The sequence below is a fragment of the Pseudomonas sp. S3_A09 genome (assembly GCF_054668065.1).
Map to the genome: position 1 here is coordinate 5,167,187 of NZ_CP162752.1, position 25,872 is coordinate 5,193,058.

Annotated in this window: 23 protein-coding genes; 9 read left to right on the top strand and 14 right to left on the bottom strand. The window is 61.3% G+C overall.

Annotated elements, in window-relative coordinates:
* Nucleotides 1-206: 206 nt before the first annotated feature.
* Nucleotides 207-1,769 (top strand): TerC family protein, encoded by a 1,563-nt coding sequence (locus AB4N92_RS24165; protein ID WP_045792241.1) that lies wholly within the window; start codon nt 207-209, stop codon nt 1,767-1,769.
* Here AB4N92_RS24165 and AB4N92_RS24170 read toward each other — a convergent pair.
* Both AB4N92_RS24170 and AB4N92_RS24175 read right to left on the bottom strand, forming a co-directional pair.
* The gene (locus AB4N92_RS24170) at nt 1,759-2,100 is read right to left on the bottom strand and encodes a thioredoxin family protein (protein WP_021491704.1); all 342 of its coding nucleotides are present in this window, start codon (nt 2,098-2,100) and stop codon (nt 1,759-1,761) included. The two genes, AB4N92_RS24165 and AB4N92_RS24170, sit on opposite strands and share 11 nt — an antisense overlap.
* A 58-nt stretch (nt 2,101-2,158) precedes the next feature.
* On the bottom strand, nt 2,159-2,407 hold the full coding sequence (locus tag AB4N92_RS24175) for a hypothetical protein (protein WP_010210966.1): 249 nt from the start codon (nt 2,405-2,407) through the stop codon (nt 2,159-2,161).
* 333 nt (nt 2,408-2,740) lie between these two features.
* Between AB4N92_RS24175 and AB4N92_RS24180 the strand changes: the two genes are divergently transcribed.
* From AB4N92_RS24180 to AB4N92_RS24215, 8 genes are all read left to right on the top strand, one after another.
* Nucleotides 2,741-3,589 carry a transporter substrate-binding domain-containing protein gene (locus tag AB4N92_RS24180; protein WP_010210965.1) on the top strand — a complete coding sequence of 283 codons (849 nt, stop codon included), beginning with the start codon at nt 2,741-2,743 and terminating at the stop codon, nt 3,587-3,589.
* 51 nt (nt 3,590-3,640) lie between these two features.
* The gene (locus tag AB4N92_RS24185; RefSeq protein WP_010210962.1) at nt 3,641-4,303 is read left to right on the top strand and encodes an amino acid ABC transporter permease; all 663 of its coding nucleotides are present in this window, start codon (nt 3,641-3,643) and stop codon (nt 4,301-4,303) included.
* Between the two features lie 11 nt (nt 4,304-4,314).
* The gene (locus tag AB4N92_RS24190; protein ID WP_010210961.1) at nt 4,315-4,977 is read left to right on the top strand and encodes an amino acid ABC transporter permease; all 663 of its coding nucleotides are present in this window, start codon (nt 4,315-4,317) and stop codon (nt 4,975-4,977) included.
* The gene (locus AB4N92_RS24195; RefSeq protein ID WP_460128452.1) at nt 4,974-5,756 is read left to right on the top strand and encodes an amino acid ABC transporter ATP-binding protein; all 783 of its coding nucleotides are present in this window, start codon (nt 4,974-4,976) and stop codon (nt 5,754-5,756) included. Before AB4N92_RS24190 ends, AB4N92_RS24195 begins: the two co-directional genes overlap by 4 nt.
* A 16-nt stretch (nt 5,757-5,772) precedes the next feature.
* Nucleotides 5,773-6,162 carry a RidA family protein gene (locus AB4N92_RS24200; protein ID WP_010210958.1) on the top strand — a complete coding sequence of 130 codons (390 nt, stop codon included), beginning with the start codon at nt 5,773-5,775 and terminating at the stop codon, nt 6,160-6,162.
* 166 nt (nt 6,163-6,328) lie between these two features.
* Nucleotides 6,329-7,093: an IclR family transcriptional regulator gene (locus tag AB4N92_RS24205; RefSeq protein ID WP_010210956.1), complete on the top strand. Its 765-nt coding sequence runs from the start codon at nt 6,329-6,331 to the stop codon at nt 7,091-7,093.
* A gap of 9 nt (nt 7,094-7,102) precedes the next feature.
* The gene (locus AB4N92_RS24210; RefSeq protein ID WP_021491703.1) at nt 7,103-8,311 is read left to right on the top strand and encodes an amino acid deaminase; all 1,209 of its coding nucleotides are present in this window, start codon (nt 7,103-7,105) and stop codon (nt 8,309-8,311) included.
* Between the two features lie 10 nt (nt 8,312-8,321).
* Nucleotides 8,322-9,233 carry a sugar kinase gene (locus AB4N92_RS24215; RefSeq protein ID WP_236267172.1) on the top strand — a complete coding sequence of 304 codons (912 nt, stop codon included), beginning with the start codon at nt 8,322-8,324 and terminating at the stop codon, nt 9,231-9,233.
* Between the two features lie 81 nt (nt 9,234-9,314).
* Here the strand turns inward: AB4N92_RS24215 and AB4N92_RS24220 are convergent, their stop codons facing one another.
* The 12 genes from AB4N92_RS24220 to AB4N92_RS24275 form a co-directional block, all read right to left on the bottom strand.
* Nucleotides 9,315-9,590 carry a peptidylprolyl isomerase gene (locus AB4N92_RS24220; protein ID WP_003174397.1) on the bottom strand — a complete coding sequence of 92 codons (276 nt, stop codon included), beginning with the start codon at nt 9,588-9,590 and terminating at the stop codon, nt 9,315-9,317.
* Nucleotides 9,591-9,633: 43 nt separating this feature from the next.
* Nucleotides 9,634-12,129 (bottom strand): PAS domain-containing hybrid sensor histidine kinase/response regulator, encoded by a 2,496-nt coding sequence (locus tag AB4N92_RS24225; protein WP_010210950.1) that lies wholly within the window; start codon nt 12,127-12,129, stop codon nt 9,634-9,636.
* Between the two features lie 135 nt (nt 12,130-12,264).
* Nucleotides 12,265-14,223, bottom strand: a complete 1,959-nt coding sequence (locus AB4N92_RS24230; protein WP_137206325.1) for an acetoacetate--CoA ligase — start codon at nt 14,221-14,223, stop codon at nt 12,265-12,267.
* 98 nt (nt 14,224-14,321) lie between these two features.
* A complete protein-coding gene (locus AB4N92_RS24235) occupies nt 14,322-15,095 on the bottom strand; it encodes a 3-hydroxybutyrate dehydrogenase (RefSeq protein ID WP_010210947.1) in 774 nt (257 codons plus the stop codon).
* Between the two features lie 7 nt (nt 15,096-15,102).
* Entirely contained in the window at nt 15,103-16,494 is a 1,392-nt protein-coding gene (locus AB4N92_RS24240; protein ID WP_010210946.1) for a GntP family permease, read from the bottom strand.
* 283 nt (nt 16,495-16,777) lie between these two features.
* Entirely contained in the window at nt 16,778-18,187 is a 1,410-nt protein-coding gene (locus AB4N92_RS24245) for a sigma-54 interaction domain-containing protein (RefSeq protein ID WP_010210945.1), read from the bottom strand.
* A gap of 30 nt (nt 18,188-18,217) precedes the next feature.
* Entirely contained in the window at nt 18,218-19,789 is a 1,572-nt protein-coding gene (locus AB4N92_RS24250; protein WP_010210944.1) for an ABC transporter ATP-binding protein, read from the bottom strand.
* A gap of 10 nt (nt 19,790-19,799) precedes the next feature.
* Nucleotides 19,800-20,822: an ABC transporter permease gene (locus AB4N92_RS24255; protein WP_042571592.1), complete on the bottom strand. Its 1,023-nt coding sequence runs from the start codon at nt 20,820-20,822 to the stop codon at nt 19,800-19,802.
* On the bottom strand, nt 20,822-21,883 hold the full coding sequence (locus tag AB4N92_RS24260; RefSeq protein WP_198729709.1) for a microcin C ABC transporter permease YejB: 1,062 nt from the start codon (nt 21,881-21,883) through the stop codon (nt 20,822-20,824). The genes AB4N92_RS24255 and AB4N92_RS24260 overlap by 1 nt, the downstream gene beginning before the upstream one ends.
* Entirely contained in the window at nt 21,883-23,742 is a 1,860-nt protein-coding gene (locus AB4N92_RS24265; RefSeq protein ID WP_069672658.1) for an extracellular solute-binding protein, read from the bottom strand. Before AB4N92_RS24265 ends, AB4N92_RS24260 begins: the two co-directional genes overlap by 1 nt.
* Before the next feature lie 130 nt (nt 23,743-23,872).
* Nucleotides 23,873-24,154 carry a peptidylprolyl isomerase gene (locus AB4N92_RS24270; protein WP_010210937.1) on the bottom strand — a complete coding sequence of 94 codons (282 nt, stop codon included), beginning with the start codon at nt 24,152-24,154 and terminating at the stop codon, nt 23,873-23,875.
* Nucleotides 24,155-24,275: 121 nt separating this feature from the next.
* Entirely contained in the window at nt 24,276-25,871 is a 1,596-nt protein-coding gene (locus AB4N92_RS24275) for an ABC transporter ATP-binding protein (protein ID WP_010210935.1), read from the bottom strand.
* Between the last annotated feature and the right edge of the window lies 1 nt (nt 25,872).

A 25,872-nucleotide genomic window follows, 5' to 3' on the forward strand; every position in this document is an offset into this window, starting at 1 on the left:
CAGATGTAGGATTCAAGTCCTTTTGCTATGTCAGGACTTGCATGAACACCCTCTCGGAGCCCCCCAGTCGTCTTTCCCCAAGACTTACGCTGCCGCTGTTCCCTCTGAAGCACCCCGTATTCCGACTGCTAACCTTGTACCGGTCCACTGACCGCGCCTTGCCGTGCCCGGCATTCTGAAAATCGATGACTGAAGAGACTCAATAAATGGAATGGTTAGCGGATCCAACGGCCTGGCTCGGCCTGTTGACCTTGATTGTGCTGGAACTGGTGCTGGGCATCGACAACCTGGTGTTTATCGCGATCCTGGCGGACAAGTTGCCACCGGAGCAGCGTGACCGCGCGCGGTTGATCGGCTTGTCCCTGGCGCTGCTGATGCGTCTGGGCCTGTTGGCGAGTATTTCCTGGCTAGTGACCTTGACCCAGCCGTTGTTCGAGGTGTTCGACAAGAGCTTCTCGGGCCGTGACCTGATCATGCTGTTTGGTGGTGTGTTCCTGCTGTTCAAGGCCACCATGGAATTGCACGAGCGCCTGGAAGGCCATGTGGCCCAGCGTACCGGCAATGTCGCCTACGCGATGTTCTGGCCGATCGTGGCGCAGATCGTGGTGCTGGATGCGGTGTTCTCCCTGGATGCGGTGATTACCGCCGTGGGCATGGTGGACGAGTTGGCGGTGATGATGATCGCGGTGATCGTGTCCATCGGCCTCATGATCGTGGCAAGCAAGCCGCTGACCCGCTTCGTCAATGCGCACCCGACAGTGATCATGCTGTGCCTGGGTTTCTTGATGATGATCGGTTTCGCCCTGACCGCCGAAGGCCTGGGTTTCCATATTCCAAAGGGCTACCTGTACGCGGCGATTGGTTTCTCGATCCTGATCGAAGTGTTCAACCAGATCGCCCGTTCACGTCGCAAGAAATCGGCCCAAGGCGTGCTGCCGGTGCGTGAGCGCACGGCCCATGCCGTGATGCGCTTGTTGGGTGGTCGCAGCCTGGCCGTGGAAGAAGTGGGTGAAGAGGTCGCTGACCTGTTGGGCGAGCCGGATGCCGCGCAAGGTCCGCTATTTGACCGACGTGAGCGCGTGATGATCAGCGGTGTGCTGCAGCTGGCCGAACGCCCGATCCGCACGTTGATGACCCCGCGGGCCAAGGTCGACTGCATCGATCTGGCGGACGATCCTGACAGTATTCGCTTGAAGCTGATGCATTCGTCCTACTCACGGCTGCCATTGATCCGCAACGGCGCCGTCGATGAGCCGCTGGGCTTCGTGCACAAGAAGGAATTGCTCAAGGAATACCTGGCCGGCAACGAGCCGAACCTGGAGCACCTGGCACGCCGGGCGATCAATTTGCTGGAGAGCTTTTCGATCCTCAATGCCCTGGAGCAAATGCGCCAGGAGTCGACCCATATCGCGTTCGTGATCAACGAGTTCGGTGATTTCATGGGGGTGTTGAGCATGACCGATATCCTGGAGTCCATCGCGGGTGAGTTGCCGGACGCCAGCGAAATCGAGGGCCCGGATATCGTCGAAGAGGGCGATGGCTTCCGCGCCAATGGCGCCTTGAACCTTAACCTGGTTCGCCAGCGCACCGGCTTCAGGGCGACTGCGACCGAGAACTACCAGACATTGGCCGGCCTGGTCATGAGCCTGCTCGACCGCCTTCCGGTAGTGGGCGATAGCCTGGAACATGAGGGCTGGCGCCTGACGGTCGCGGCGGTGGAGGAGCGGCGGGTGACGCAAGTTTGCCTGACGCCTTTGCCTAAGGCGTAACGGCGGGTAGTTGGGTGTACTGCTTGAAGGCACTTTTCAGCGCTTGCTCGCCAAGGCCGGGAAGGGCTTCGAGCAGTCTCTGGTTGTGGTAGACCAGCAGCATCGGGATGCGGTCGACACTTGGGTGTCGTGGGGTGTCGAGGCAATCAAGGATCAAGATTTTGACGTGGTCCTTGTAGTGTTCGCTGATGCGCATGAAGCGTGGCAGTGCGTCACTGCACGCCGTGCAGTCATGTGACATAAACACCACAAAAACGGGCTGCGCCGTCTCCAGTTCGCGCTCAAACGCAGCCTTGTCCGCAATCACGGCATTCACATAGTTCATCGACATTCCCCTCCAGGCATGGCTCACGCTAAGGCGGGAAGGTGTTCGGGTCTACTGTCAACCTTCACAGGTCGCCGTTACGCTCCACCCGTTCACGCGCCTTGCGTGCCTGGCTCGCACATTTCTTGTATTCCAGATTGTCTCGTGAGGCCTTTGCCTGGCGGTAGCCATGGTGGTTCTGACTGGTGTAGTTGGTGCTCAAGGCGTCATTGAGCTTGCGTAGTTCCGCTTTGCATTCGCGACGGTCGTTGTTGGCCGAGGCACTGCCGGCCGTCAGGAAAGCGAGCAAAACCAGAGTGAGACGGAGCTTCATCAGGGCGGGGTCCTTGGCGGTAGAGATGCGCCAAGGCTAGTCCAGTGTGGGGATTTTTCCAGGCTGCATGCGCACTGCAACGGTGCGCGGCAAAGTCGTTGTGGCGCACTCGATTGAGGCCTGTCACCGGCATTTGGGGCCTTGGGTAGCAACGTGATTCCAGATGCTGGCGTAACGCCTTGCTGCTCATGAATAGTCATCTGACTGATTTATAACAAATTTATATGCGTCATATTTTTCTGTTACCGCGTGTGGCACACTTTCTGCTGTCTATTCCGTTGTTACATACTAAGTTCCGGTATAGCGGAATACACAACTTCTGGAGTGCTTGTCATGCATCACCGACCTTCCGTGTTTAAAGCGTGTGTTTTTCTCTTCGCCGCATCGGCTTCCCTCGCCAGCATCGTGCAGGCGGCGGACAGCAAGCTCGATGATGTGCTCAAGCGTGGGCACTTGATCGTGGGTACAGGCAGTACCAATGCGCCGTGGCACTTCCAGGGAGCGGATGGCAAGTTGCAGGGGTTTGATATCGACATCGGCCGTATCGTGGCCAAGGGCTTGTTCAACGATCCGAGCAAGGTCGAGTTCGTGGTGCAGTCGTCTGACGCCCGGATTCCCAACCTGCTGACCGACAAAGTCGACATGAGTTGCCAGTTCATTACCGTTACCGCCAGCCGTGCCCAGCAGGTCGCCTTCACCCTGCCGTACTACCGCGAAGGCGTGGGCCTGCTGCTGCCGAACAACAGCAAGTACAAAGAGATTGAAGACCTGCAGGCCGCCGGCGACGGCGTCACCGTGGCTGTGCTGCAAAACGTCTACGCCGAAGAGTTGGTGCACCAGGCGCTGCCCAAGGCCAAGGTCGACCAGTACGACAGCGTCGACCTGATGTACCAGGCTGTGAACTCCGGTCGCGCCGATGCCGCCGCTACCGACCAGTCCTCGGTCAAGTACCTGATGGTGCAGAACCCAGGCCGCTATCGCAGCCCGGCCTACGCCTGGAGCCCGCAGACCTATGCGTGCGCCGTCAAGCGTGGCGACCAGGACTGGCTGAACTTCGTCAACACCGCGCTGCATGAAGCCATGACCGGTGTGGAGTTCCCGACCTACAAGGCCTCGTTCAAGCAATGGTTCGGTGTAGACCTGCCGGAACCCGCGATCGGCTTCCCGGTTGAGTTCAAGTAAATCGAAAACCTGGGGCGCCGCTGACGGCGCCTCAATCAGGTACTGCTGACCATGAACTATCAGTTGAACTTTGCCGCCGTATGGCGCGACTTCCCCAGCTTGCTGGCGGGGCTCGGCCTGGGCCTTGAGCTGGCGCTGCTGTCGATTGCCATCGGCTGTGTGATCGGCCTGATGATGGCGTTTGCCATGCTGTCCAAGCACCGTGCGTTGCGCGTCTTCGCCTCGGTGTATGTGACGGTGGTGCGCAATACGCCGATTCTCGTGCTGATCCTGTTGATCTACTTTGCGTTGCCCAGCCTCGGGATTCGTCTGGATAAGATCCCTTCGTTCATCATCACCCTATCGTTGTACGCCGGTGCCTACCTGACCGAAGTCTTCCGCGCCGGGCTGTTGAACATTCCCAAAGGGTTGCGGGAAGCCGGGCTGGCCATCGGTCTGGGGGAGTGGCGTATCCGCGCCTACATCACCGTGCCGGTGATGCTGCGCAACGTGCTGCCTGCGCTGTCGAACAACTTCATTTCGCTGTTCAAGGACACTTCGCTCGCCGCCGCCATCGCGGTGCCGGAGCTGACCTACTATGCCCGCAAGATCAACGTCGAAAGCTACCGGGTGATTGAAACCTGGCTGGTCACGACCGCGCTCTACGTGGCTGCCTGTTACCTCATTGCCATGCTGCTCCGTTACCTGGAACAGCGTCTGGCGATCCGTCGTTAAGCGAGGTTTCCATGTACGAATCCCCCAGCTGGCTGCATGAGTTGTGGATCGCCCGGGAGACCCTCTGGGCGGGTTTTCAAGCCAGCGTTTATGTGTCCGCGTTGGCGATTATCTTTGGCACCCTGATCGGCATCGTCGCCGGGTTGATCCTGACCTACGGCAAGTTCTGGATGCGTGCGCCGTTTCGGCTGTATGTCGACTTGATCCGTGGTACGCCAGTGTTTGTACTGGTGCTGGCGTGTTTCTACATGCTGCCGGCGCTCGGTTGGCAGATCACCGCGTTCCAGGCCGGTGCAGTCGGGTTGACGTTGTTCTGCGGCTCCCACGTCTCGGAGATCGTGCGCGGTGCGCTGCAAGCCATTCCCCGTGGGCAACTGGAAGCGGGCAAGGCGATCGGCCTGACGTTTTACCAGTCCCTGGGCTACGTGTTGCTGCCCCAGGCGCTGCGCCAGATCTTGCCGACCTGGGTCAACTCTTCCACGGAAATCGTCAAGGCTTCGACCCTGCTGTCGGTGATCGGCGTGGCCGAGTTGCTGCTCAGTACCCAGCAAGTGATCGCGCGCACCTTCATGACCCTGGAGTTCTACCTGTTCGCAGGCTTTATGTTCTTTGTCATCAACTACGCCATCGAGTTATTCGGGCGCTACATTGAAAAGCGGGTGGCCTTGCCATGAACCAACCTCACACCAACCAACCGCTGCTGAACGTCCGTGGCCTGCGTAAGCAATATGGCCAGGTGGAAGTGCTCAAGGGCGTCGACCTGTCCATGCAGCGCGGCAACGTGGTGACCTTGATCGGCTCCAGCGGCTCGGGCAAGACCACGCTGTTGCGTTGCGTCAACCTGCTGGAAGAGTTCCAGGGCGGGCAGATCACCCTGGATGGCGAGTCCATCGGCTACAGCGAAATCGCCGGCAAGCGCGTGCGCCACCCTGAGCGGGTGATTGCCCAGCACCGTGCGATGACTGGCATGGCGTTCCAGCAATTCAACCTGTTTCCGCATCTGACTGCGCTGCAGAACGTCACCCTGGGCTTATTGAAAGTTAAGAAAATGCCTAAGGACGAGGCGGTGGCTTTGGCAGAAAAATGGCTGGACCGCGTAGGACTTCTAGAGCGTCGTAACCACTTCCCGGGTCAATTGTCCGGCGGCCAGCAGCAGCGTGTAGCGATTGCCCGCGCCATTGCCATGAACCCCAGCCTGATGCTGTTCGACGAAGTCACCTCGGCCCTCGACCCGGAACTGGTGGGCGAAGTACTCAGTGTGATCAAAGGCCTGGCGGAAGAGGGCATGACCATGTTGCTGGTCACCCACGAAATGCGCTTTGCCTATGAAGTCTCGGACAAGATCGTTTTTATGAACCAGGGCCGCATTGAAGAGCAGGGCACCTCGAAGGACATCTTCGAACGCCCGCAATCGCCGCGCCTGGCGGAATTTCTCAAGAACATTCGTTTTTAATCAGGAGCATATTGTTATGAGCATCACTCGTTACGGTGCCGGCAGCACAGCCGGCGGTGGCCAACCTCGTCCTTTCGCCCGCGCGGTGGAAGCAGACGGTTGGTTGTACGTCTCAGGCCAAGTGCCTGCGGTGGACGGCGAAATCATCACCGGCGGCATCATCGAACAAACCCGCCAGACCATGCGTAACGTGGTGGCGATCCTCGAAGAAGCCGGCTACGAGCTCAAAGATGTCGTGCGCGTCGGCGTGTGGCTGGAAGACCCGCGGGACTTCTGGAGCTTCAACAAGGTGTTCGGCGAGTACTTCACCCCGGAACACGCCCCGGCGCGGGCCTGTGTGCAGGCGAACATGATGGTCGACTGCAAGGTGGAGATCGATTGCGTGGCGTACAAGAAAAAAGGCTAAATGCCTGGATCCTGACGTCGCTACAAATCCAATGTGGGAGCGGGCGGGCTCGCGAATGCGGCGTATCAGTAAATGCATCTGTCGCTGAGCCACCGCATTCGCGAGCAAGCCCGCTCCCACAGGGGGTATGTGTTGATAGCAACATTCTGACCGGACCGAAACCGCCATGACCGAAGACACCATCAAACGCCGCGCCAAAGGCCTGGACCGTGCATTCGATATCCTCGATTTCCTCAAGGAAATCGGCCAGCCCCTGCGCCCGAATGATATTGCCAGCGGCATCGGCAGTCCCAAGTCCACCGTGTACGAATTGGTCGCGTCCCTGCTTGAACGGCGCATTCTGGAAACGGTGGGCAAGGACGGTCACGTCTACCTCGGCCGTCAGCTGTATTTCCTCGGCCAGGCGCACTTGCGCCATTTCGACCTGACCCGCGAGGCCGACCATGCCCTGCAGGAGATCGTCAGCCAGACCCACGAAACCGCGCAGATGTGCCTGCTAAACGGGCGCAAATACACGGTGGCGCTGATGCGCGAGGGCGAGCGGCATTTTCGTATCTCCTCGGACATCGGCGAAAACGCACCGATTCCGTGGACCGCGTCCGGGCGCCTGTTGCTGGGGCACTTGAGCGACCAGCAGATCATCGACCTGATCGATCACGACGATTTCATCCTGCCGGACGGCCAGCGCCTGCCGCTGGATACCTTCCTGGCGCAAATCCGTCAGGCCACCCTCGATGGCTTCTTTTCCTTCGACAGCGTGGCCGACACCTTTACCCACTGCTTTGCCGCCCCGGTGCGGGATGCGCAAGGCGTCAGCATTGCGACCTTGTGCATCGTCGCTCCACGGGCCGATGCCATCAAACACTACAACGACTATCGCCGGGTGTTGATCGACAGCGCCAACAATCTGGCCCGGCGTATCAACGAATAGGAGTTTTCCATGTCTGCCATCAATGCCGTTGAAAAGGGCGCCGCCGCCGTCGGGGCCTACCTGGTCCGTGACGTCAGCCTGCCTGCCCTGGTGCTGCACCGTGACGCCCTGGAGCACAACATCCGCTGGATGCAGGACTTTGTCAGCAACAGCGGCGCCGAGCTGGCACCCCATGGCAAGACCAGCATGATGCCGGCGTTGTTCCAGCGTCAGATCGAGGCGGGTGCCTGGGGTATCACTCTGGCCAACGCGGTGCAGACCCGCGCCGCCTATGCCGGTGGCGTGCGCCGTGTGCTGATGGCCAACCAACTGGTGGGCGCGCCGAACATGGCGCTGATCGCCGACCTGCTGGCCGACAAGGATTTCGACTTCCATTGCATGGTTGATCACCCGGATAACGTCGCCGACCTGGGCCTGTTCTTCGCCGCCCGTGGCCTGCGCCTGAACGTGATGATCGAATACGGTGTGGTCGGTGGCCGTTGCGGGTGCCGCACCGAGCAGGAAGTGCGCGACCTGGCCAGGGCGATCAAGGCGCAGCCGGCCCTGGCCCTCACCGGTATCGAAGGGTACGAAGGCGTGATCCACGGCGAGCACGCCATCAGCGGCATCCGCGACTTCGCCGCCAGCCTGGTGCGCCTGGCGGTGGACCTGCAGAACAACGGCTCTTTCGACCTGCCCAAGCCCATCGTCACCGCGTCGGGCTCGGCCTGGTACGACCTGATTGCCGAGTCGTTTGAGCAGCAGAACGCCGCCGGCCGCTTCCTCAGCGTATTGCGCCCCGGCAGCTACGTGGCCCATGACCACGGTATCTATAAAGAAGCGCAATGCTGTGTGCTCGACCGTCGCAGCGACCTCAACGAAGGCCTGCGCCCAGCCCTGGAAGTCTGGGCCCATGTGCAATCTTTGCCGGAGCCAGGCTTCGCCGTGATCGCCCTGGGCAAGCGCGACGTGGCCTACGACGCCGGTCTGCCGGTGCCGCTCAAACGCTACAAGGCCGGTATTCTTCCAGCTGAAGGCGATGATGTGACTGCGTGCAAAGTCACTGCCGTGATGGACCAGCACGCGTTCATGACCGTGGCGCCAGGGGTTGAGCTGCGCATTGGCGACATCATTTCGTTCGGCACCTCCCACCCTTGCCTCACGTTCGATAAGTGGCAGGTCGGCTGCCTGGTGGATGAGCAATTGCAGGTGATCGAATCCCTGGAAACCCGATTCTGAGTGTAAAGCCATGACCCGTTTGTCTCCGCGCATCGCCCTCATCGGCGAATGCATGATCGAACTGCAACACCGCGCTGACGGCAGCCTGCACCAGAGCTTCGGTGGCGACACCTTGAATACGGCGGTGTACCTGCGCCGTGAGCTGGGCGAAACCGGCAGCGTGGATTACGTCACCGCCCTGGGCGATGACAGCTTCAGTGATGCCATGTGCAAGCAATGGAAGGATGAGGGCCTGGGCCTGGGCAGGGTCCAGCGCCTGCCCGGACGCCTGCCGGGTTTGTACTGCATCCAGACCGACGCCAATGGCGAGCGCAAATTCCTTTACTGGCGCAACGAAGCCGCCGTGCGCGACTGCTTCACTACGCCTGCCGCCGAACCGATCCTGGCCGCTTTGCCGGACTACGACGTGGTGTATTTCAGCGGCATTACCCTGGCGGTATTGGGTGATATCGGCCGCGAGCGCTTGCTGCAAACTCTGGTCGAGACCCGTCGCCGAGGGGGCAAGGTGGTGTTTGACAACAACTATCGGCCGCGTCTCTGGGCCGGTATTGAAGCGGCGCGCACTGCGTATCACCGCGTATTGGCCGAGGTGGATATCGCCTTGCTGACCGAGGACGACGAACGCGCGCTGTTTGGTTATGCCGACAGTGAGCATGTGTTCGCGGCGTATCCTGGCATTGACGAGGTGGTGCTCAAGCGTGGGGCAGATGACTGTCTGATCCGCTGGGCGGGGGAGCGCTTTGCGGTGCCGGCGGTGAAGGTCGAAAAGGTTGTCGATACGACGGCGGCGGGGGATTCATTCAGCGCGGCGTACTTGGCCAGTCGGCTCAAGGGCAGCTCGCCGGAGCAGGCTGCATTGGCCGGGCATCGGTTGGCAAGCCGGGTCATCCAGGTGCCTGGCGCACTCATTCCTCGCGTGTAAACCAAACCCGTGTGGTGAGCGGGCTTGCCTCGCGCTGGGCAAGCCTGCTCACCACAAAAAGCCGGTTTGACACCCGATTCATCAGTCGCGGTAGAACACCTGCACCAAGTGATAGCCGAACTTGCTCTTGATCGGTCCGTGAACCACCTTCACCGGCTTCTTGAAGATCACCGCATCAATCGCCCCCACCATCTGCCCGGGTCGCACTTCACCCAGGTCGCCGCCACGCTTGCCGGATGGGCAGGTGGAGTACTTCTTGGCCAGCACATCGAACGCTTCGCCCTTGGCTATGCGCTGCTTGAGTTGTTCGGCTTCTTCACTGGTTTTCACCAGAATGTGACGGGCTTGGGCTTTCATTGATCTCTACCAGGTGTGCGACGGCGCGCGATTATGCCTGAACTCATTCTTCGACGCTGATCATGCTGCGGATTTTCGTGGCCAGCAGGTCGATGGAAAACGGTTTGGCCACCATGTCCATGCCGTCCTCCAGGAACCCCTGGCGTTCGGCGGCTTTCTCGGCGTAACCCGTCATGAACAACACGCGCAAGCCAGGGCGATACTGGCGGGCGATCTCTGCCAGTTGCCTGCCGTTCATGCCCGGCAGGCCTACATCGGTCACCAGCAAGTCGACACGTAAATCCGACTCCAGCAGCGGCAACGCCGTCCGGGCATCCGCCGCCTGATGTGCGGTGTAGCCCAGCTCGTCGAGCACATTGACCACCAGCATGCGTACCGCGGGGTCGTCCTCGACCACCACCACCGCTTCACCCGCCAGGGCCACCGGCGCTTCACTCAAGTGCGGCGGCAGGCTGCTTTCCAGCGCGGTGCCGTACAGGCGAGGCAGGTACAGGCGCACGCACGTGCCCTGGCCCGGCTCGCTCTGGATTGTCACATGACCGCCGGACTGCTGGGCAAACCCGTAGATCATCGACAAACCCAGTCCGGTGCCTTGGCCAATGGGCTTGGTGGTGAAGAACGGGTCGAACGCCTTGGCAAGGATTTTCGGCGCCATGCCGGTGCCGTTGTCGCACACGCCGAGCATCACGTAGTCGCCGGCCTTGACCGGTTCGAGGGTGGTGATGTCGGTGCCATCCAGGTAGCTGTTGGCGGTTTCAATCAGCAGTTCGCCGCCATCGGGCATGGCGTCGCGGGCGTTGATCACTAGGTTGAGCAGGGCGTTTTCCAGTTGGCTGGCATCGGTGTTTACCGGCCAGATGTCGTGGCCCAGTTTCACCTTGAGCGTGATGTGCGCGCCTTTGGTGCGGCGGAACAAGTCCTCCAGGGAGGCGACCAATTGGTTCGGATCCAGCGGGCGCCGGTCCAGCGACTGACGGCGGGAGAACGCCAGCAAGCGGTGGGTGAGGGCGGCCGCGCGATGAGCGGAGGACACGGCGGCATCGGTAAAACGGCCGATTTCGTCACTGCGCCCGGCAGCGATATAGCGCTGCATCAGGTCCAGGCTGCCGATGATGCCGGTGAGCATGTTGTTGAAGTCATGGGCGATGCCGCCGGTGAGCTGGCCCACGGCTTCCATCTTTTGCGCATGGCGCAGGGCGTCTTCGGCGCGCTCGCGTTCGAACATCTCGTTCTGCAGGCGCTGGTTGGCTTCGGCCAGGGCCTGGGTGCGCTGGGCCACGCGCTCTTCAAGGTTTTCGTTGAGGTGGCGCAAGGCTTCTTCGGTGAGTTTGCGTTCGGTCTCATCGATCACAAAGATGTAGAAACCGTTCACCGAGCCGTCATTGCTGAAACGCGGCAGGTACTTCATCAAGGCGTGGCGGGGGCGGCCGTCGCGGTGGGGGGTGATGGTCATGAAGCTGCAGGCCTTGCCCTTGAGCGCGGCGGCGATCTTGTCTTCACGACCGGCATACACCTCGTCGCCGAGCACTTCACGGATGGTCTTGCCGTATAGCTCCTGGGGCGTCATGCCGTACCACTCCAGGTACGCGCTGTTGTTCAGGCGGAAACGCTGTTCATGGTCGACATACCCGATCAGCACCGGCATGGCGTTGATGATCAACTGCAGCTCGGTCTGGCTCTGGCGCAGGGCTTGCTCGGTGTGTTTGCGCTCGGTGAGGTCCAGTGCGGCCCCGAGGAAGCGCGCCGGACGGCCTTGATGATCTTTGTAGCAACGGCCACGGGCAAACACCCAGCGTACCTGGCCGTCCGCTAGCAACAGGCGGTATTCCTCGGCGTATTCGGTGCCGAAAGTGATGCAGTGCTTGATGCTGCCCGCCACCATGCCGCGGTCTTCCGGGTGCACGCCGTGCAGGTAGTCGCTGATCGGCAACAGGCGCGCATCGCTGGGGTCGACGCCGTGCAGGTAGGCAAAGTGCGCGTCGGCGATAAAGCGGTCTTCGCCGATGTCCCAGTCCCAGGTGCCCACCGCGTCGGTCGCCGCCAGGGCGAGCTGCAGGCGTTGTTCGGTGTTGTGCTGGGCCTTGCGGCGTTCGTTGGTTTCGATGGCGGTGACCAGGATGCCGGCCACGCGGGTGCTTTCATCGCGGATAGGGCTGTAGGTCAGGTCCAGCCAGATTTCCATGTCGCGATTGTTGCGCTGCAGCACGAAGCGCTGCTCGCTGAAGGTGCGTACCTGGCCACTCAGCACGGCGTCGTAGACCGGTGCGGTAAAGCTTTCCAGCTCCGGCCATGTCTGGTGCGCGGGCTGGCCCATGGCGGCGGGGTGTTTGTTGCCGGCCAACTGGGCAAAGCCGTCGTTGTAGAGTTGCGTGAGTTGGTCGCCCCACAGCAGGAGCATGGGCATTGGCGAGTGAACAACGATGTCCACGGCGGTGCGCAGGCTTTGCGGCCAATCGTTGGCCTCACCGAGCGGGCTTTGTGCCCAGTCCAGCCGCGCAATCAATGCGGCGGCTTCGCTGACGGTGGATGTTCCCTTCATGTTAAAGCCCTGAGCGTAACGCTTTGAAAAATGACAAGACCCATTATCCCGTGACTCGGGAACGGGTGACTACCCCCGAAAAATAGCATGCATTCGGGGGTTATTTTCAAATGAGTACGACAGCGCTGAAACCTTTCATCCTTGAGCGAGTTCAGGGCGGTCGCGAAACTGCTCCAGAGCCTGCGGATTGGCCAACGCGTCGGTGTTCTTCACCGGCTCGCCGTGCACCACATTGCGCACCGCCAATTCAACGATCTTGCCGCTGATGGTGCGGGGGATGTCGGTGACAGCGAGGATCTTGGCCGGTACATGGCGGGGCGTAGTGTTGGCGCGGATCACCTGGCGGATCTGCTGCTCCAGGGTTTCGTCGAGTTCGACACCCTCGTTGAGGCGCACGAACAGCACCACGCGCACGTCCTCCTGCCAGCGTTGGCCGATGGCCAGGCTTTCCTGCACCTGGGGGATTTTTTCCACCTGGCGGTAGATCTCGGCCGTGCCGATCCGCACGCCGCCGGGGTTGAGCACGGCGTCGGAGCGCCCGTGAATCAGCAGGCTGCCGTTGGGGCGCTGTTCGGCGTAGTCGCCCTGGGCCCAGACACCGGGAAACTGGCTGAAATACGAAGCGCGCAGTTTCTTGCACTCCGGGTCGTTCCACAGGCCAATAGGCATGGCCGGGAAATGCCGGGTGCACACCAGTTCGCCTTTCTCGCCGATCAGCGGCCGGCCCTGGTCATCCCACACTTCGATGGCCATTGCCAGGCTCTTGCACTGCATTTCGCCGCGCCGCACCGGCAGCACCGGGTTGCCGATCACAAAGCAGGAGACGATGTCGGTGCCACCGGACATGGACGACAGGCACAGCTGCGCCTTGATCTCGCGGTACACGTAGTCGTAGCTCTGGGGCGACAGCGGCGAGCCGGTAGAAATCAATCCTTTGAGGCTACCCAGGTCGTGGCTCAGGCGCGGTTGCAAGCCGGCTTTTTCCAATGTGGCGAGAAACTTGGGGCTGGTGCCGAATACGCTGATCTTTTCTGCGTCAATCAGATCGATCAGCCGTTCCGGCCCAGGGTGAAACGGCGAGCCGTCATACAACACCGCCGTGGCGCCGATGGCCAAGACCGACACCAGCCAGTTCCACATCATCCAGCCGCAGGTGGTGTAGTAGAACAGGCAGTCGTCGCGAGACAGGTCGGCATGCAGGCCGTGTTCCTTGAGGTGAGTGAGCAGTACGCCGCCGGTACCGTGGATGATGCACTTGGGCACGCCGGTGGTGCCGCTGGAATAGAGGATGTACAGCGGATGATCGAACGGCACCGCGACGAATTGGGGTTCGCCGCCGGGTTGGTAGAAGTCTTGCCACAGCGCGACGCCAGCGTGGGTCTGATAGTCCGAAACCTGGGCCTGGGGCCGCGCGTACGGCACGATGATCAGTTGCTCCAGGGACGGCAGGCGTTCGAGGATTTCATTGAGCTTGGCGCTTTGGTCGATGTCTTTGCCGGCATAACGATAACCGGCGCAGGTGATCAACACCTTGGGTTCGATCTGGCCGAAACGGTCGATCACGCCCTGGGTGCCGAAGTCCGGCGATGAGCACGACCAGATCGCGCCGAGGCTGGTGGTGGCGAGCATGCCCACCAGGGTTTGCCAGGTGTTGGGCATGCACGCGGCGACGCGGTCACCCTGGACAACTCCGGCGGCGCGCAGGCTGTGTTGCAGGCCGGCGACGTGGGCGGCCAGTTCGGCGTAGGTCAATTGCTCGCGCTGGCCGTCTTCGCTGAGGGCGACCACGGCGGGGTGGCCGTCGCGGCGGCGCAACAGGTGCTCGGCAAAGTTCAGGGTGGCGCCGGGAAACCATTGCGCACTGGGCATCTCGGCGTCCTCGATCAGCACCGCCGTCGGCGGGCTGCGAAATTGCACGTCGAAATAGTCCACGATCGCCCGCCAGAAATCCGGACGGCGGTCGATGCTCCACTGGTGCAGCGCCGGGTAATCGCTGAGCTGCACGCTATAGCGTTCGTTGATGTAGCGCCGGAACTGGTCCATCCGCGTGTGGGCGATGCGTTCGGGGGAGGGTTGCCAGAGGATGTCGGACATCAGCGAGGTCTCTTGTTCTTATCTAGGTCTTCCACACAATACAGTTCAAATGTGGGAGGGGGTTTGCCCCCCCACATTTTGAACTCCAGTGTCTCGTGTTACTGGGCCAGCCAGCCGCCATCGATGTTCCAGGCGGCGCCGCGCACCTGGCTGCCGGCTTCGCTGCATAAAAACAACACCAACTCACCCAGCTGCGGCGGCGTCACAAATTCCAGCGACGGCTGCTTCTCCGCCAGCAAGTCATGCTGAGCCTGCTGCGGGTCTACGCCGTTGGCGGCGCGATCATCAATCTGCTTCTGCACCAGTGGCGTCAGTACCCAGCCGGGGCAGATGGCGTTACAGGTGACATTGCTGGTGGCCGTTTCCAGGCCCACCACTTTGGTCAGGCCGATCACGCCATGTTTGGCCGCGACGTACGCCGCCTTGCCCACCGAGCCGACTTGCCCATGCACAGACGCGATATTGACGATACGCCCCCAGCCCTTGGCCTTCATCCCCGGCAAGCTCAAGCGCGTGCTGTGGAACACCGAAGACAGGTTGATCGCAATGATCGAGTCCCAGCGTTCGACAGGGAAGTCTTCGACCGCCGCCACATGCTGAATGCCGGCGTTGTTGACCAGGATGTCCACGCCACCGAATTCACGCTCGGCGTAGGCGATCATGTCGGCGATCTGCGCTGGGTCGCTGACGTCGGCCGGGTGGTGGCCGACCTTGCCGCCGAACGCCTGCACCTGGGCGATCACCGCGCTGGCGTCGCCGAAGCCGTTGAGGATCAGGTTGGCGCCGGCCTTGGCCAGGCTCAAGGCGATGCCCAGGCCGATACCGCTGGTGGAACCGGTGACCAGGGCGGTCTTGCCGTTCAATGTCGTCATGAAAACCTCACACAATGCCGGTGGCGTAGAAAGTGCCGATCACCACGAACACCGCGAGGGTCTTGATGATCGTGATACCGAAAATATCCTTGTAGGCTTCGCGGTGCGTCAGGCCGGTGACCGCGAGCAGCGTGATCACCGCGCCGTTGTGGGGCAGGGTGTCCATGCCGCCGCTGGCCATGGCCGCGACGCGGTGCAGGACTTCAAGGGGGATATTGGCCGCATGGGCCGCCGAAATGAAGCTCTCGGACATGGCCGCCAGAGCGATGCTCATGCCGCCCGACGCAGAGCCAGTGATACCGGCCAGCAGGGTCACGGTAATCGCTTCGTTGACCAGCGGGTTGGGGATGCCTTTGAGCCAGTCCGCCAGTACCAGAAAGCCCGGCAGCGAAGCGATCACCGCACCAAAGCCGTATTCCGACGCCGTGTTCATCGCTGCCAGCAACGCGCCGCTGACCGCACTTTTACTGCCTTCGGCGAGCTTGCTCTTGATCGCCGAGAAACCGAACACCAGCACCACGATAATCCCCACCAGCAATGCCGCCTGCACCGCCCAGATCGCGGTGAGCTTGGCGATTTCGGTGGTCACCGGCGTGGTCATGCCCGGCAGGGAGAGGCTGTGCGTTTTGCCGTACCACTGCGGAATCCAGTGAGTGAACAACAGGTTCATCACGCCCACCAGGATCAGCGGTGACAGCGCGAGCCAGGGGTTGGGCAGCGCCAGGTTGTCGGCGGTTTCCGGTTCGTTGCGCAGTTCGGTGCCGTAACCTTCACCGGCGCGCTGGGCCTTGTTGCGTTGGCGTGCCAGGTAGAGCATGCCGGCGCAGAACACGAAGATCGTGCCAATCAAGCCCAGCCATGGCGCGGCCCAGGCGGTGGTGTTGAAGAAGGTGCTGGGGATGATGTTCTGGATCTGCGGCGTGCCGGGCAGGGCGTCCATGGTGAACGAAAACGCGCCGAGGGCGATGGTCGCCGGGATCAGACGTTTCGGGATATTGCTCTGGCGGAACATCTCCGCCGCGAACGGGTACACCGCAAACACCACTACGAACAGCGACACACCGCCATAGGTGAGCAGTGCGCAGACCAGCACGATCACTAGCATCGCCTGGCGCGTGCCGAGCAAGCGGATCGCCGCCGCCACGATCGAACGTGAGAAGCCCGACAGCTCGATCAGCTTGCCGAACACCGCGCCGAGCAGGAATACCGGGAAATACAGTTTGATAAAGCCGACCATCTTCTCCATGAACACCCCGGTAAAGGCGGGTGCGACGGCGGACGGATCGGTCAGCAGGACAGCGCCGAGGGCGGCGATGGGGGCAAACAGGATAACGCTATAGCCACGGTAGGCAGCCAGCATCAGCAACGCGAGCGCTGCCAAGGCAATGATCACACTCATGGTGTGTCTCCATCGGATTGTTATTTTTGTGGGTGATACTGTGGGAAGGCTATAGCGAGATGCGTGCCAATTAACTAACTGTTTGAAATATAAGGATAAATTATAGCGATTGGATTGGCGTTATCAGATTTGTCCCGTATTCGAGACTCATAAATATCAAATGTGGGAGCGGGCTTGCTCGCGAATGCGGTATCTCAGCAACGAATTAGGCGGCTGGCACACCGTATTCGCGAGCAAGCCCGCTCCCACATTGGACTGTCTTCATATTTGGAATGAAGTCTCTCTATTGAGACTGAGTGAGGTCCAGCGCCACCATTTTCTTGTACAGCGTCGAGCGCCCGAGCCCTAATCGATTGGCCGCCTCTATCACATTCCCCTCACACGCCCGCAACGCCGCGCCAATCACCTGCCGATCAAACCGCTCCCGCGCCGCGCTGAAACTCTCCCCCTCGACCGCCGCCACCGCGCTGGCACGTTCCACCGGCGTAAAGGTGCCAATCGCCGCCCGAATCTCCCTGGCATCCAACACCAGGTCATCACTCAGCAACGCCGCCCGCTCCAGCACATTGCGCAGCTCACGGATATTCCCCGGCCACGCATGCTGTGCCAGCAGCGCCAACGCCTCACGGTCCAGCTCATGCTGGCTGCGCAGTTCCTCAAGAATCGCCTCGCTCAACGCCGGGATATCCTCCAGGCGCTCACGCAGCGGCGGCACCTGGATCGGCAGCACGTTCAGCCGGTAATACAGGTCCGCGCGGAATTCGCCACGTTTGATCGCCGCTTCCAGGTCCATGGACGTGGCCGCGATCACCCGCACATCGCTGTGCAGCATCTCGTTGGAGCCCACCGGTTCGAATTCCTTTTCCTGCAACACCCGCAACAATTTGCTTTGCAGCGGCAGGGGCATGTCGCCGATCTCATCGAGGAACAGCGTGCCACCCTGGGCAATCTGGAATTTACCCGGACGGCCCTTGCGGTCGGCGCCGGTAAACGCACCCGGCGCGGTGCCGAAGAACTCGGCCTCCAGCAGATCAGCGGGAATCGCCGCGCTGTTGATGCTGACAAAGGCCTTGTGCGCACGGCTTGAGGCGCCGTGAATCGCCTGGGCCAGCAACTCTTTGCCGGTGCCGGTCTCCCCCAGCAGCAATACCGGCGACTCGGCGCTGGCGCTGCGTCGCGCCCGGCGTTTGACTTCGAGGCTGGCGGCGCTCGTGCCGATAAAGTGCGCGAAGTTGTATTTGCTCTGGCGTGAACGCAGCAGCGAGCGTGTGGAGGCCAGTTCCTGCTGCATGCTCAGGTAGCGCTCGATCAGCGGCGACAGGTTGCGCAGTTCATCAAACAGGGCAAAGCCGATCGCCCCGATCACCGCGCCGGCCTCGTTGTGGATCGGCAAGCGCATCACCACCAGCGGGCCTTTGGGTGTGTCCTGGATGTCCAGCAGGATCGGCTGGTCATTGCGCACCACCTGGCGCAACAGGCTGTTGGAAATCACCTGCTCGCACGGCTGGCCGATGGCTTCGTCGGCGCTCTTGAGGCCGAAACGCTTGGCGTAGCGCTCGTTCATCCACACGATGTTGGCGTCGCGGTCGACGATCACCGTGCCTTCGCTGGACTGCTCGATGATCTCGAACAGCGACTGGATGGCCAGGCCACGAACCTGCTGGTAGTCCTTGAGGTTGTCGGTGATGTTCATATTTATGCCGTCACACAAGTGGGGGAGCGCTTACAAGGGGATATGCGCCGCTGCCAGCAGCTCTTTGGTGTAAGGGTGTTGTGGTGCATCGAACACCGCATGACTGGCGCCGCGCTCCACCACCTGGCCGTCCTTGATCACGATCATATCGTGAGCCATGGCGCGCACCACCGCCAGGTCATGGCTGATAAACAGGTAGGTCAGGCCGTACTTGTCTTGCAGCTCACGCAGCAACGCCACCACTTGTTTCTGTACGGTACGGTCAAGGGCCGACGTGGGTTCATCCAGCAGCATCAGCGCCGGCTTGAGCACCAGGGCGCGGGCGATGGCGATGCGTTGGCGCTGGCCGCCGGAAAACTCATGGGGGTAACGGTGACGGCTGGCGGGGTCGAGGCCCACATCCTTGAGCACCTGGATCACCTGCGCATCGCGGTCGGCCAGGCTGCACGGCGCGTGCACCTCCAGGCCTTCGCTGATGATTTGTTCTACGGTCATGCGTGGGCTGAGGCTGCCGTAAGGGTCCTGGAACACCACCTGCATCTGCTTGCGCCATGGGCGCATCTGCTGGTTATTCAGCGGGTCGAGGGCTTCACCCTGGAAGCGGATGCTGCCGGTGGAGTCCAGCAGCCTCAGAATCGCCTGGCCCAGGGTGGACTTGCCCGAGCCGGACTCGCCGACAATCCCCAGGGTCTTGCCGCGCTGCACGCTGAGGCTGATGCCGTCCACTGCACGCAGGTAGGTCTTGCGGCGGAACAACCCACCGCCAAGGCGGAATTGCACGGTCAGGTCATCCACCTGTAACACCGTCTCGCGTTCGTCGCTGCACAGCGCATCCGCGTCCGGTTCCGCATCCAGCAGCAGACGGCTGTAGGGGTGTTGCGGCGCATTGAACAGGGTCTGGCAGTCGGCCTGCTCGACAATCTCGCCAGCCCGCATCACGCACACGCGCTGGGCAATGCTGCGCACCAGATTGAGGTCGTGGCTGATCAGTAGCAGCGACATGCCCAGGCGCTTTTGCAGGGACTTGAGCAGCAGCAGGATCTTGCGCTGCACCGTTACATCCAGCGCGGTGGTGGGTTCGTCAGCGATCAGCAGTTCCGGCTCGCAGGCCAGGGCCATGGCGATCATCACCCGCTGGCGTTGCCCGCCGGACAGTTGATGGGGATAGGCCTTGAGCCGTTCCTGGGGCTTCTGGATGCCCACCAGGTCGAGCAATTCCAGAATGCGGGCCTGGGCTGCCTTGCCACCGAGGCCCTTGTGCAGCAACAGGGTTTCGCCGATCTGCTTTTCGATGCTGTGCAAAGGGTTCAGGGAGGTCATCGGCTCCTGGAAGATCATCGCAATCCGGTTGCCGCGCAGCTTCTGCAGGGTCGCCGCCGACGCGCCGATCAGTTCCTGGCCACGGTACTGGATGGAACCGGTGGTTTCAGTGCCGGCTTCGGGGAGTAATTGCAGGATCGAGTGGGCGGTTACCGACTTGCCCGAGCCCGACTCGCCTACCAGCGCCAGGCATTCGCCGGGGCGTACGTCCAGGCTCAGGTTGCGCACCACGGTCTGGCCGCTGAAGGCGACGCTGAGGTCGCGAATTTCGATCAGGTTCATAGGCGGTCACTCATGAGCGGGGGTCGAAGGCATCACGCAATGCCTCGCCGATAAACACCAGCAGCGACAGGATCAGCGCCAGTGTGAAGAACGCCGTCAGGCCCAGCCAGGGCGCTTGCAGGTTCTGCTTGCCCTGGGCGATCAACTCGCCCAGCGAGGCGCTGCCTGCGGGCATGCCGAAACCGAGGAAATCCAGGGCGCTCAGGGTTGAAATTGCGCCGGTCAGGATAAACGGCAAGTAGCTCAAGGTGGCGGTCATGGCGTTGGGCAGGATGTGCCGGCGAATGATCTTGCCGTCACCCAGGCCCAAGGCCCGAGCAGCCTTGACGTATTCAAGGTTGCGCCCACGCAGGAACTCTGCGCGCACCACGTCCACCAGGGCCAGCCAGGAAAACAGCGCCATGATCCCCAGCAGCCACCAGAAGTTCGGCTCGACAAAGCCGGACAGGATGATCAACAGGTACAGCACCGGCAACCCGGACCACACTTCCAGCACGCGCTGGCCGATCAGGTCCACCCAGCCGCCGTAATAGCCCTGCAAAGCCCCGGCCGCGATGCCGATGGCGGCGCTTATGGCCGTGAGCGCCAAGGCAAACAGGATCGACACCCGTGCGCCAAAGATCACCCGCGCCAATACATCCCGCGACTGGTCATCGGTGCCCAGCCAGTTCACCGCCGATGGCGGGCTGGGGGCAGGGCGGGTCAGCTCGTAGTTGGGCGTGTCGTCGCTGAACGGAATTGGAGGGAACAGCATCCAGCCGCCGTCCTGCTCAATCAGCTTTTTCACGTAGTCACTGCGGTAGTCGGCCTGAAATGGCAACTGGCCGCCGAACGCCTGCTCGGTGTAGCGCTTGAATACCGGGAAATACAGTTCGTTCTTGAAACTCAGTACCAAGGGCTTGTCGTTGGCGATCAACTCACCGCCCAGTGTCAGGATAAACAGGCCGATGAACAGCCACAGCGACCACCAGCCGCGACGGTTCTTCTTGAAGCGCTCGAAACGTCGGCGCGCCACGGGAGACAGGTTAAGCATCAGGCGTTCCTCGCGGCAAAGTCGATACGCGGGTCCACCAGGGTGTAGCAGAGGTCACCGATGAGTTTTATCAAGAGGCCGAACAAGGTGAAGATGAACAGCGAGCCAAATACCACCGGGTAATCGCGGGAGACGGCGGCTTCGTAGCTCATGCGGCCCAGGCCATCCAGGGAGAAGATCACCTCGATCAGCAGGGAGCCGGCGAAGAATACGGCGATAAACGCCTGGGGAATCCCTGAGATGACCAGCAACATGGCATTGCGGAATACGTGTCCATACAACACACGCCTTTCGCTCAAGCCCTTGGCGCGGGCGGTCACCACGTACTGGCGCGTGATTTCATTCAAGAACGAGTTCTTGGTGAGGATGGTCAGGGTGGCAAACCCGCCGATGACCAGCGAGGTGACTGGCAATACCAGGTGCCAGAAATAATCGGCAATCTTGCCCACGGTGCTCAGCTCTTCGAAGTTTTCCGACACCAGCCCGCGCACCGGGAACCAGTTCAGCGACGTGCCGCCAGCAAAGACCACGATCAGGAACATCGCGAACAGGAACGCCGGCATGGCATAGCCGATGACAATCGCGGTGCTGCTCCACACATCGAAGCTGCTGCCATGGCGCACGGCCTTGCGAATCCCCAGGGGGATCGACACCAGGTAGGTGATCAGCGTGGCCCACAGGCCGAGCGAGAGGGTGACCGGCATTTTTTCCAGAATGAGGTCGATCACCGTCTTGCCGCGAAAGAAGCTGTTACCAAAGTCCAGCTGGGCGTAGCTCTTGAGCATCAGCCACAAACGCTCCGGTGCCGGTTTGTCGAAGCCGTATTGTTTTTCGATGTCTGCGATCAACTTCGGGTCCAGGCCGCGGCTGGCGCGGGAGCCGCCGCTGATGCCTTCGCCGGACGATCCGCCGACGGCACCGCCGCCAATGCCTTGCAAGTGGGCAATGGCTTGTTCCACCGGGCCGCCCGGAGCTGCCTGGACGATCACGAAATTCACCAGCAGGATGATCACCAGCGTTGGGATGATCAGCAGCAGGCGCCGCACGATATAGACAAACATCAGCGCGCACCTCCGCGTTTTTTCAGCTCAGCGTTCATTTGCTCGTTGGTCAGGGGCGTGGGGCTGATTTCCCACCAGGTTTCCAGGGCTTCATCGTTTTTCGCCTCGATGGCCGGGCGGCCGAAGCGGTTCCACCACGCGGCAGAGGTGCCGGGCGGATAGTAGTTGGGGATCCACAGGTAATTCCATTGCAGTACCCGGTCCAGTGCGTGGGCGTAGGTGAGCATCTGCGCCTGGGTGTCGGCCTTGACCAGGCCCTTGATCAGGCTGTCGACGGCCGGGTCCTTGAGCACCATGTAGTTATTGGCGCCGGGGTCAAAGGCGGCGGCCGAGCCGAAGTAGTTGTAGAGTTCCATGCCCGGCGAGGTGGTGACCGGGAAGCCGGTGACGATCATGTCGTAGTCCCGTGCCATCACCCGGTTCACATATTGGGAGGCGTCGATACGGCGGATATTCAGGGTGATACCGATCTGCGCGAGGTTGCGTTTGTACGGCAGCAACAGGCGTTCGAGGCCAGATTGGGCATTAAGGAAGGTAAACTCCAGCGGCTCGCCCTCGGCGTTAACCAGCTTGTCGCCGTGCGGTTTCCAGCCGGCCTCTTCCAACAACGCCAAGGCTTGCAGCTGTTTGTCGCGGATCATGCCGCTGCCGTCGGTCACCGGTGCCTTGAACACCTGGGTGAACACCTCGTCGGGCACCTGGCCGCGCAAGGGTTCAAGAATCGCCAGTTCCTCTTGGGTCGGCGGCTGGGTGGCTGCCAGCGGGCTATTGGAGAAGAAGCTTTGCTGGCGGATGTACATATTGCGCATCATCTGCCGGTTGGCCCATTCGAAGTCCCACAGCATTGCGAGGGCCTGGCGCACGCGGCGGTCCTTGAAGACTGGTTTTTGCACGTTGAACACATAACCCTGGGCCGGTTGCGGCATCTCCTTGGCCAAGTGCGCGCGTTGCAGGCGGCCATCATCCAGGGCCGGGCCGTTGTAGCCGATGGAGTAACCGGTGGCAGAAAATTCGCGGTTGAAATCGTAGGCACCGCCGCGCAATACCTGGCGGGCCACCTCGGTGTCGCCGAAGTACTCCAGGCTCAGGTGATCGAAGTTGTACAGGCCACGGCTGACGGGCAGGTCCTTGCCCCACCAGTTCGGGTCGCGGGTGAAGGTAATGGTGCTGCCGGAGTCGATCTTGCTGACCTTGTAAGGGCCGCTGCCCAGTGGGGCTTCATAGCCGCCGCCGTTGGCAAAGTCGCGGGTCTTCCACCAGTGCTCTGGGAACACCGGCAGGGTGGCGATATCCAGGGGCAGGGTGCGGTTTTCATTGCTGGAGAAGTCGAAACGCACTTGGCGCTCGCCCTCGACCTCGACGTGCTTGACGTCGGCGAACAGGGTGCGAAAGCGCAGACTGCCCTGGGTCATCAGCAGGTCGAAGCTGTAGCGTACGTCTTCGGCGGTGATTGGCTTGCCGTCGGCGAAACGTGCCTTGGGGTTGAGGAAAAACTGCAGCGACAGGCCGTCATCGGCGCGCTCCATCTTTTCGGCAACCAGGCCGTAGACGGTGTAGGGCTCGTCCAGGGAGCGCTGGGCTAGGGGCGCATACAGCCAGCCGTCGACCTGTGAAACCCCGATGCCTTTGTCGATATACGGCAGCACGTGGTCGAAGCGCCCGATCTCGATGGCCGAACGGCGCAGGCTGCCGCCCTTGGGGGCATTCGGGTTGGCATAGTCGAAATGGGTAAAGCCGGCGGCGTACTTGGCCGGTTCACCGTAAACGGTCAGGTACGGTTGGGGCGCCGCGATCACGACGCTGCTGGCCAGCAGCAGGGCCAGTGTCGAACTAAAAATGTAGGAAAAAGCCAATCGCATTGTCAGCCTTGAATGCCGTGTGAAGTAGAAAAGGGATTTGTACGCTAACGGCATCAGCGTCGCCAGTCATCACATGCACAACGGCCCACCAAAAGGCGGGCCGTCGTTTAGACCATCAGCACAGACAGGATCAGTCCTGGCGGCTGGTGACTTCCAGCAGGTGGTAGCCGAACTGGGTTTTCACCGGGCCTTGCACGGTGTTGACCGGGGCGCTGAATACGACGGTGTCGAATTCCTTGACCATCTGGCCGGGGCCGAACGAACCCAGGTTGCCGCCGTCGCGGCTGGATGGGCAGCTGGAGTTGGCTTTGGCGATTTCTGCGAAATCGGCGCCGCCTTCGATTTGGGCCTTGAGTTCGTTGCACTTGTCTTCAGTGGAAACGAGGATGTGACGGGCGGTTGCTTTGGCCATGGGGAGTAACTCCTTGAATGAAAAGGGTGAGCCTACCGGATTCAGGCGGTTATTTCTTGGCAAAGTTCCGTTGGAGTGGTGGTGTACATATCCGTTACCGAAAAAACGGATTGGTACACGATCAAACCAAAAACGCCGCCTCCAACAACTGCCGCGTATACCCATGCTGCGGCGCAGCAAAGATCTCGGCCGCATCTCCCTGTTCCACTACCTGCCCATGCTTCACCACCATCAACTGATGGCTCAGCGCCTTGACCACCGCCAAATCATGGCTGATAAACAGATAGGTCAAGTTGTACTTGGTCTGCAAACTGCGCAACAACTCCACCACCTGCCGCTGCACCGTGCGATCCAGCGCCGACGTCGGCTCATCCAGCAGGATCAGGCGCGGCTTGAGCACCAACGCCCGGGCAATGGCAATGCGCTGACGCTGGCCACCGGAGAACTCATGGGGATACCGATGGCGCGACTCTGGATCCAACCCCACTTCCTTGAGCGCCGCAATAATCGCCGCCTCTTGCTCGGCCGGCGTACCCATCTTGTGGATGCGCAACCCTTCACCGACGATCTCACTGACACACATCCGCGGGCTCAGGCTGCCGAACGGGTCCTGGAACACCACCTGCATTTCCCGGCGCAGCGGGCGCACCTGCTGCTGGCTGAGTGTGTCCAGTTGCTGGCCTTCAAAACGAATGCCGCCCTTGCTCGCGATCAACCGCAGGATCGCCAGGCCCAGGGTGGATTTGCCCGAGCCGCTTTCGCCGACAATGCCCAGGGTCTGCCCCTGGGGCAGGCTGAAGTTGATGCCGTCCACCGCCTTGACGTAATCGACGGTGTTGCGCAAAAAGCCCTTCTTGATCGGGAACCAGACTTTCAGGTTATCCACCTCCAGCAGTGGAGGGCCGATTGCATTGCTCGCAGGTCCGCCGCTGGGCTCAGCCGCAAGCAGCTCCTGGGTGTACGGATGCTGGGGCGACTGGAACAACGTTTCACAATCGGCCTGTTCGACGATGCAACCCTTTTGCATCACGCACACGCGATGGGCGATGCGCCGCACCAGGTTCAAGTCGTGGCTGATCAGCAGCAGCGCCATGCCCAGGCGCGCCTGCAGTTCCTTGAGCAATTCGAGGATCTTCAACTGCACCGTCACATCCAGGGCCGTGGTCGGCTCATCGGCGATCAGCAGCTCCGGTTCATTGGCCAGGGCCATGGCGATCATCACCCGCTGGCGCTGGCCGCCGGACAGCTCATGGGGCAGGGCCTTGAGGCGCTTGTGCGGTTCGGGAATGCCCACCAGGTCCAGCAACTCCAGGGTGCGCTGGGTGGCGACTTTACCTTGCAGCCCCTTGTGCAGGCCGAGCACCTCGTTGATCTGCTTCTCGATGGAATGCAGCGGGTTCAACGAGGTCATCGGCTCCTGGAAGATCATCGCGATACGGTTGCCGCGAATATGGCGGATGGTTTTTTCTTTCAGCGTGAGCAAGTCCTGCCCGGCATAGTTGATGGTGCCGGAGGGGTGCCGCGCCAGCGGGTAGGGCAGCAGGCGCAGGATCGAATGGGCGGTCACCGATTTGCCCGAGCCGCTTTCGCCCACCAGAGCGATTGTCTCGCCACGCTTGATGTCGAAGCTGACGTTGTTCACCACGCGGTGGTGATGGTCGCCCGTGACGAACTCGACGGAGAGGTCGCGGATTTCGATCAGATTGTCCTGATTCATC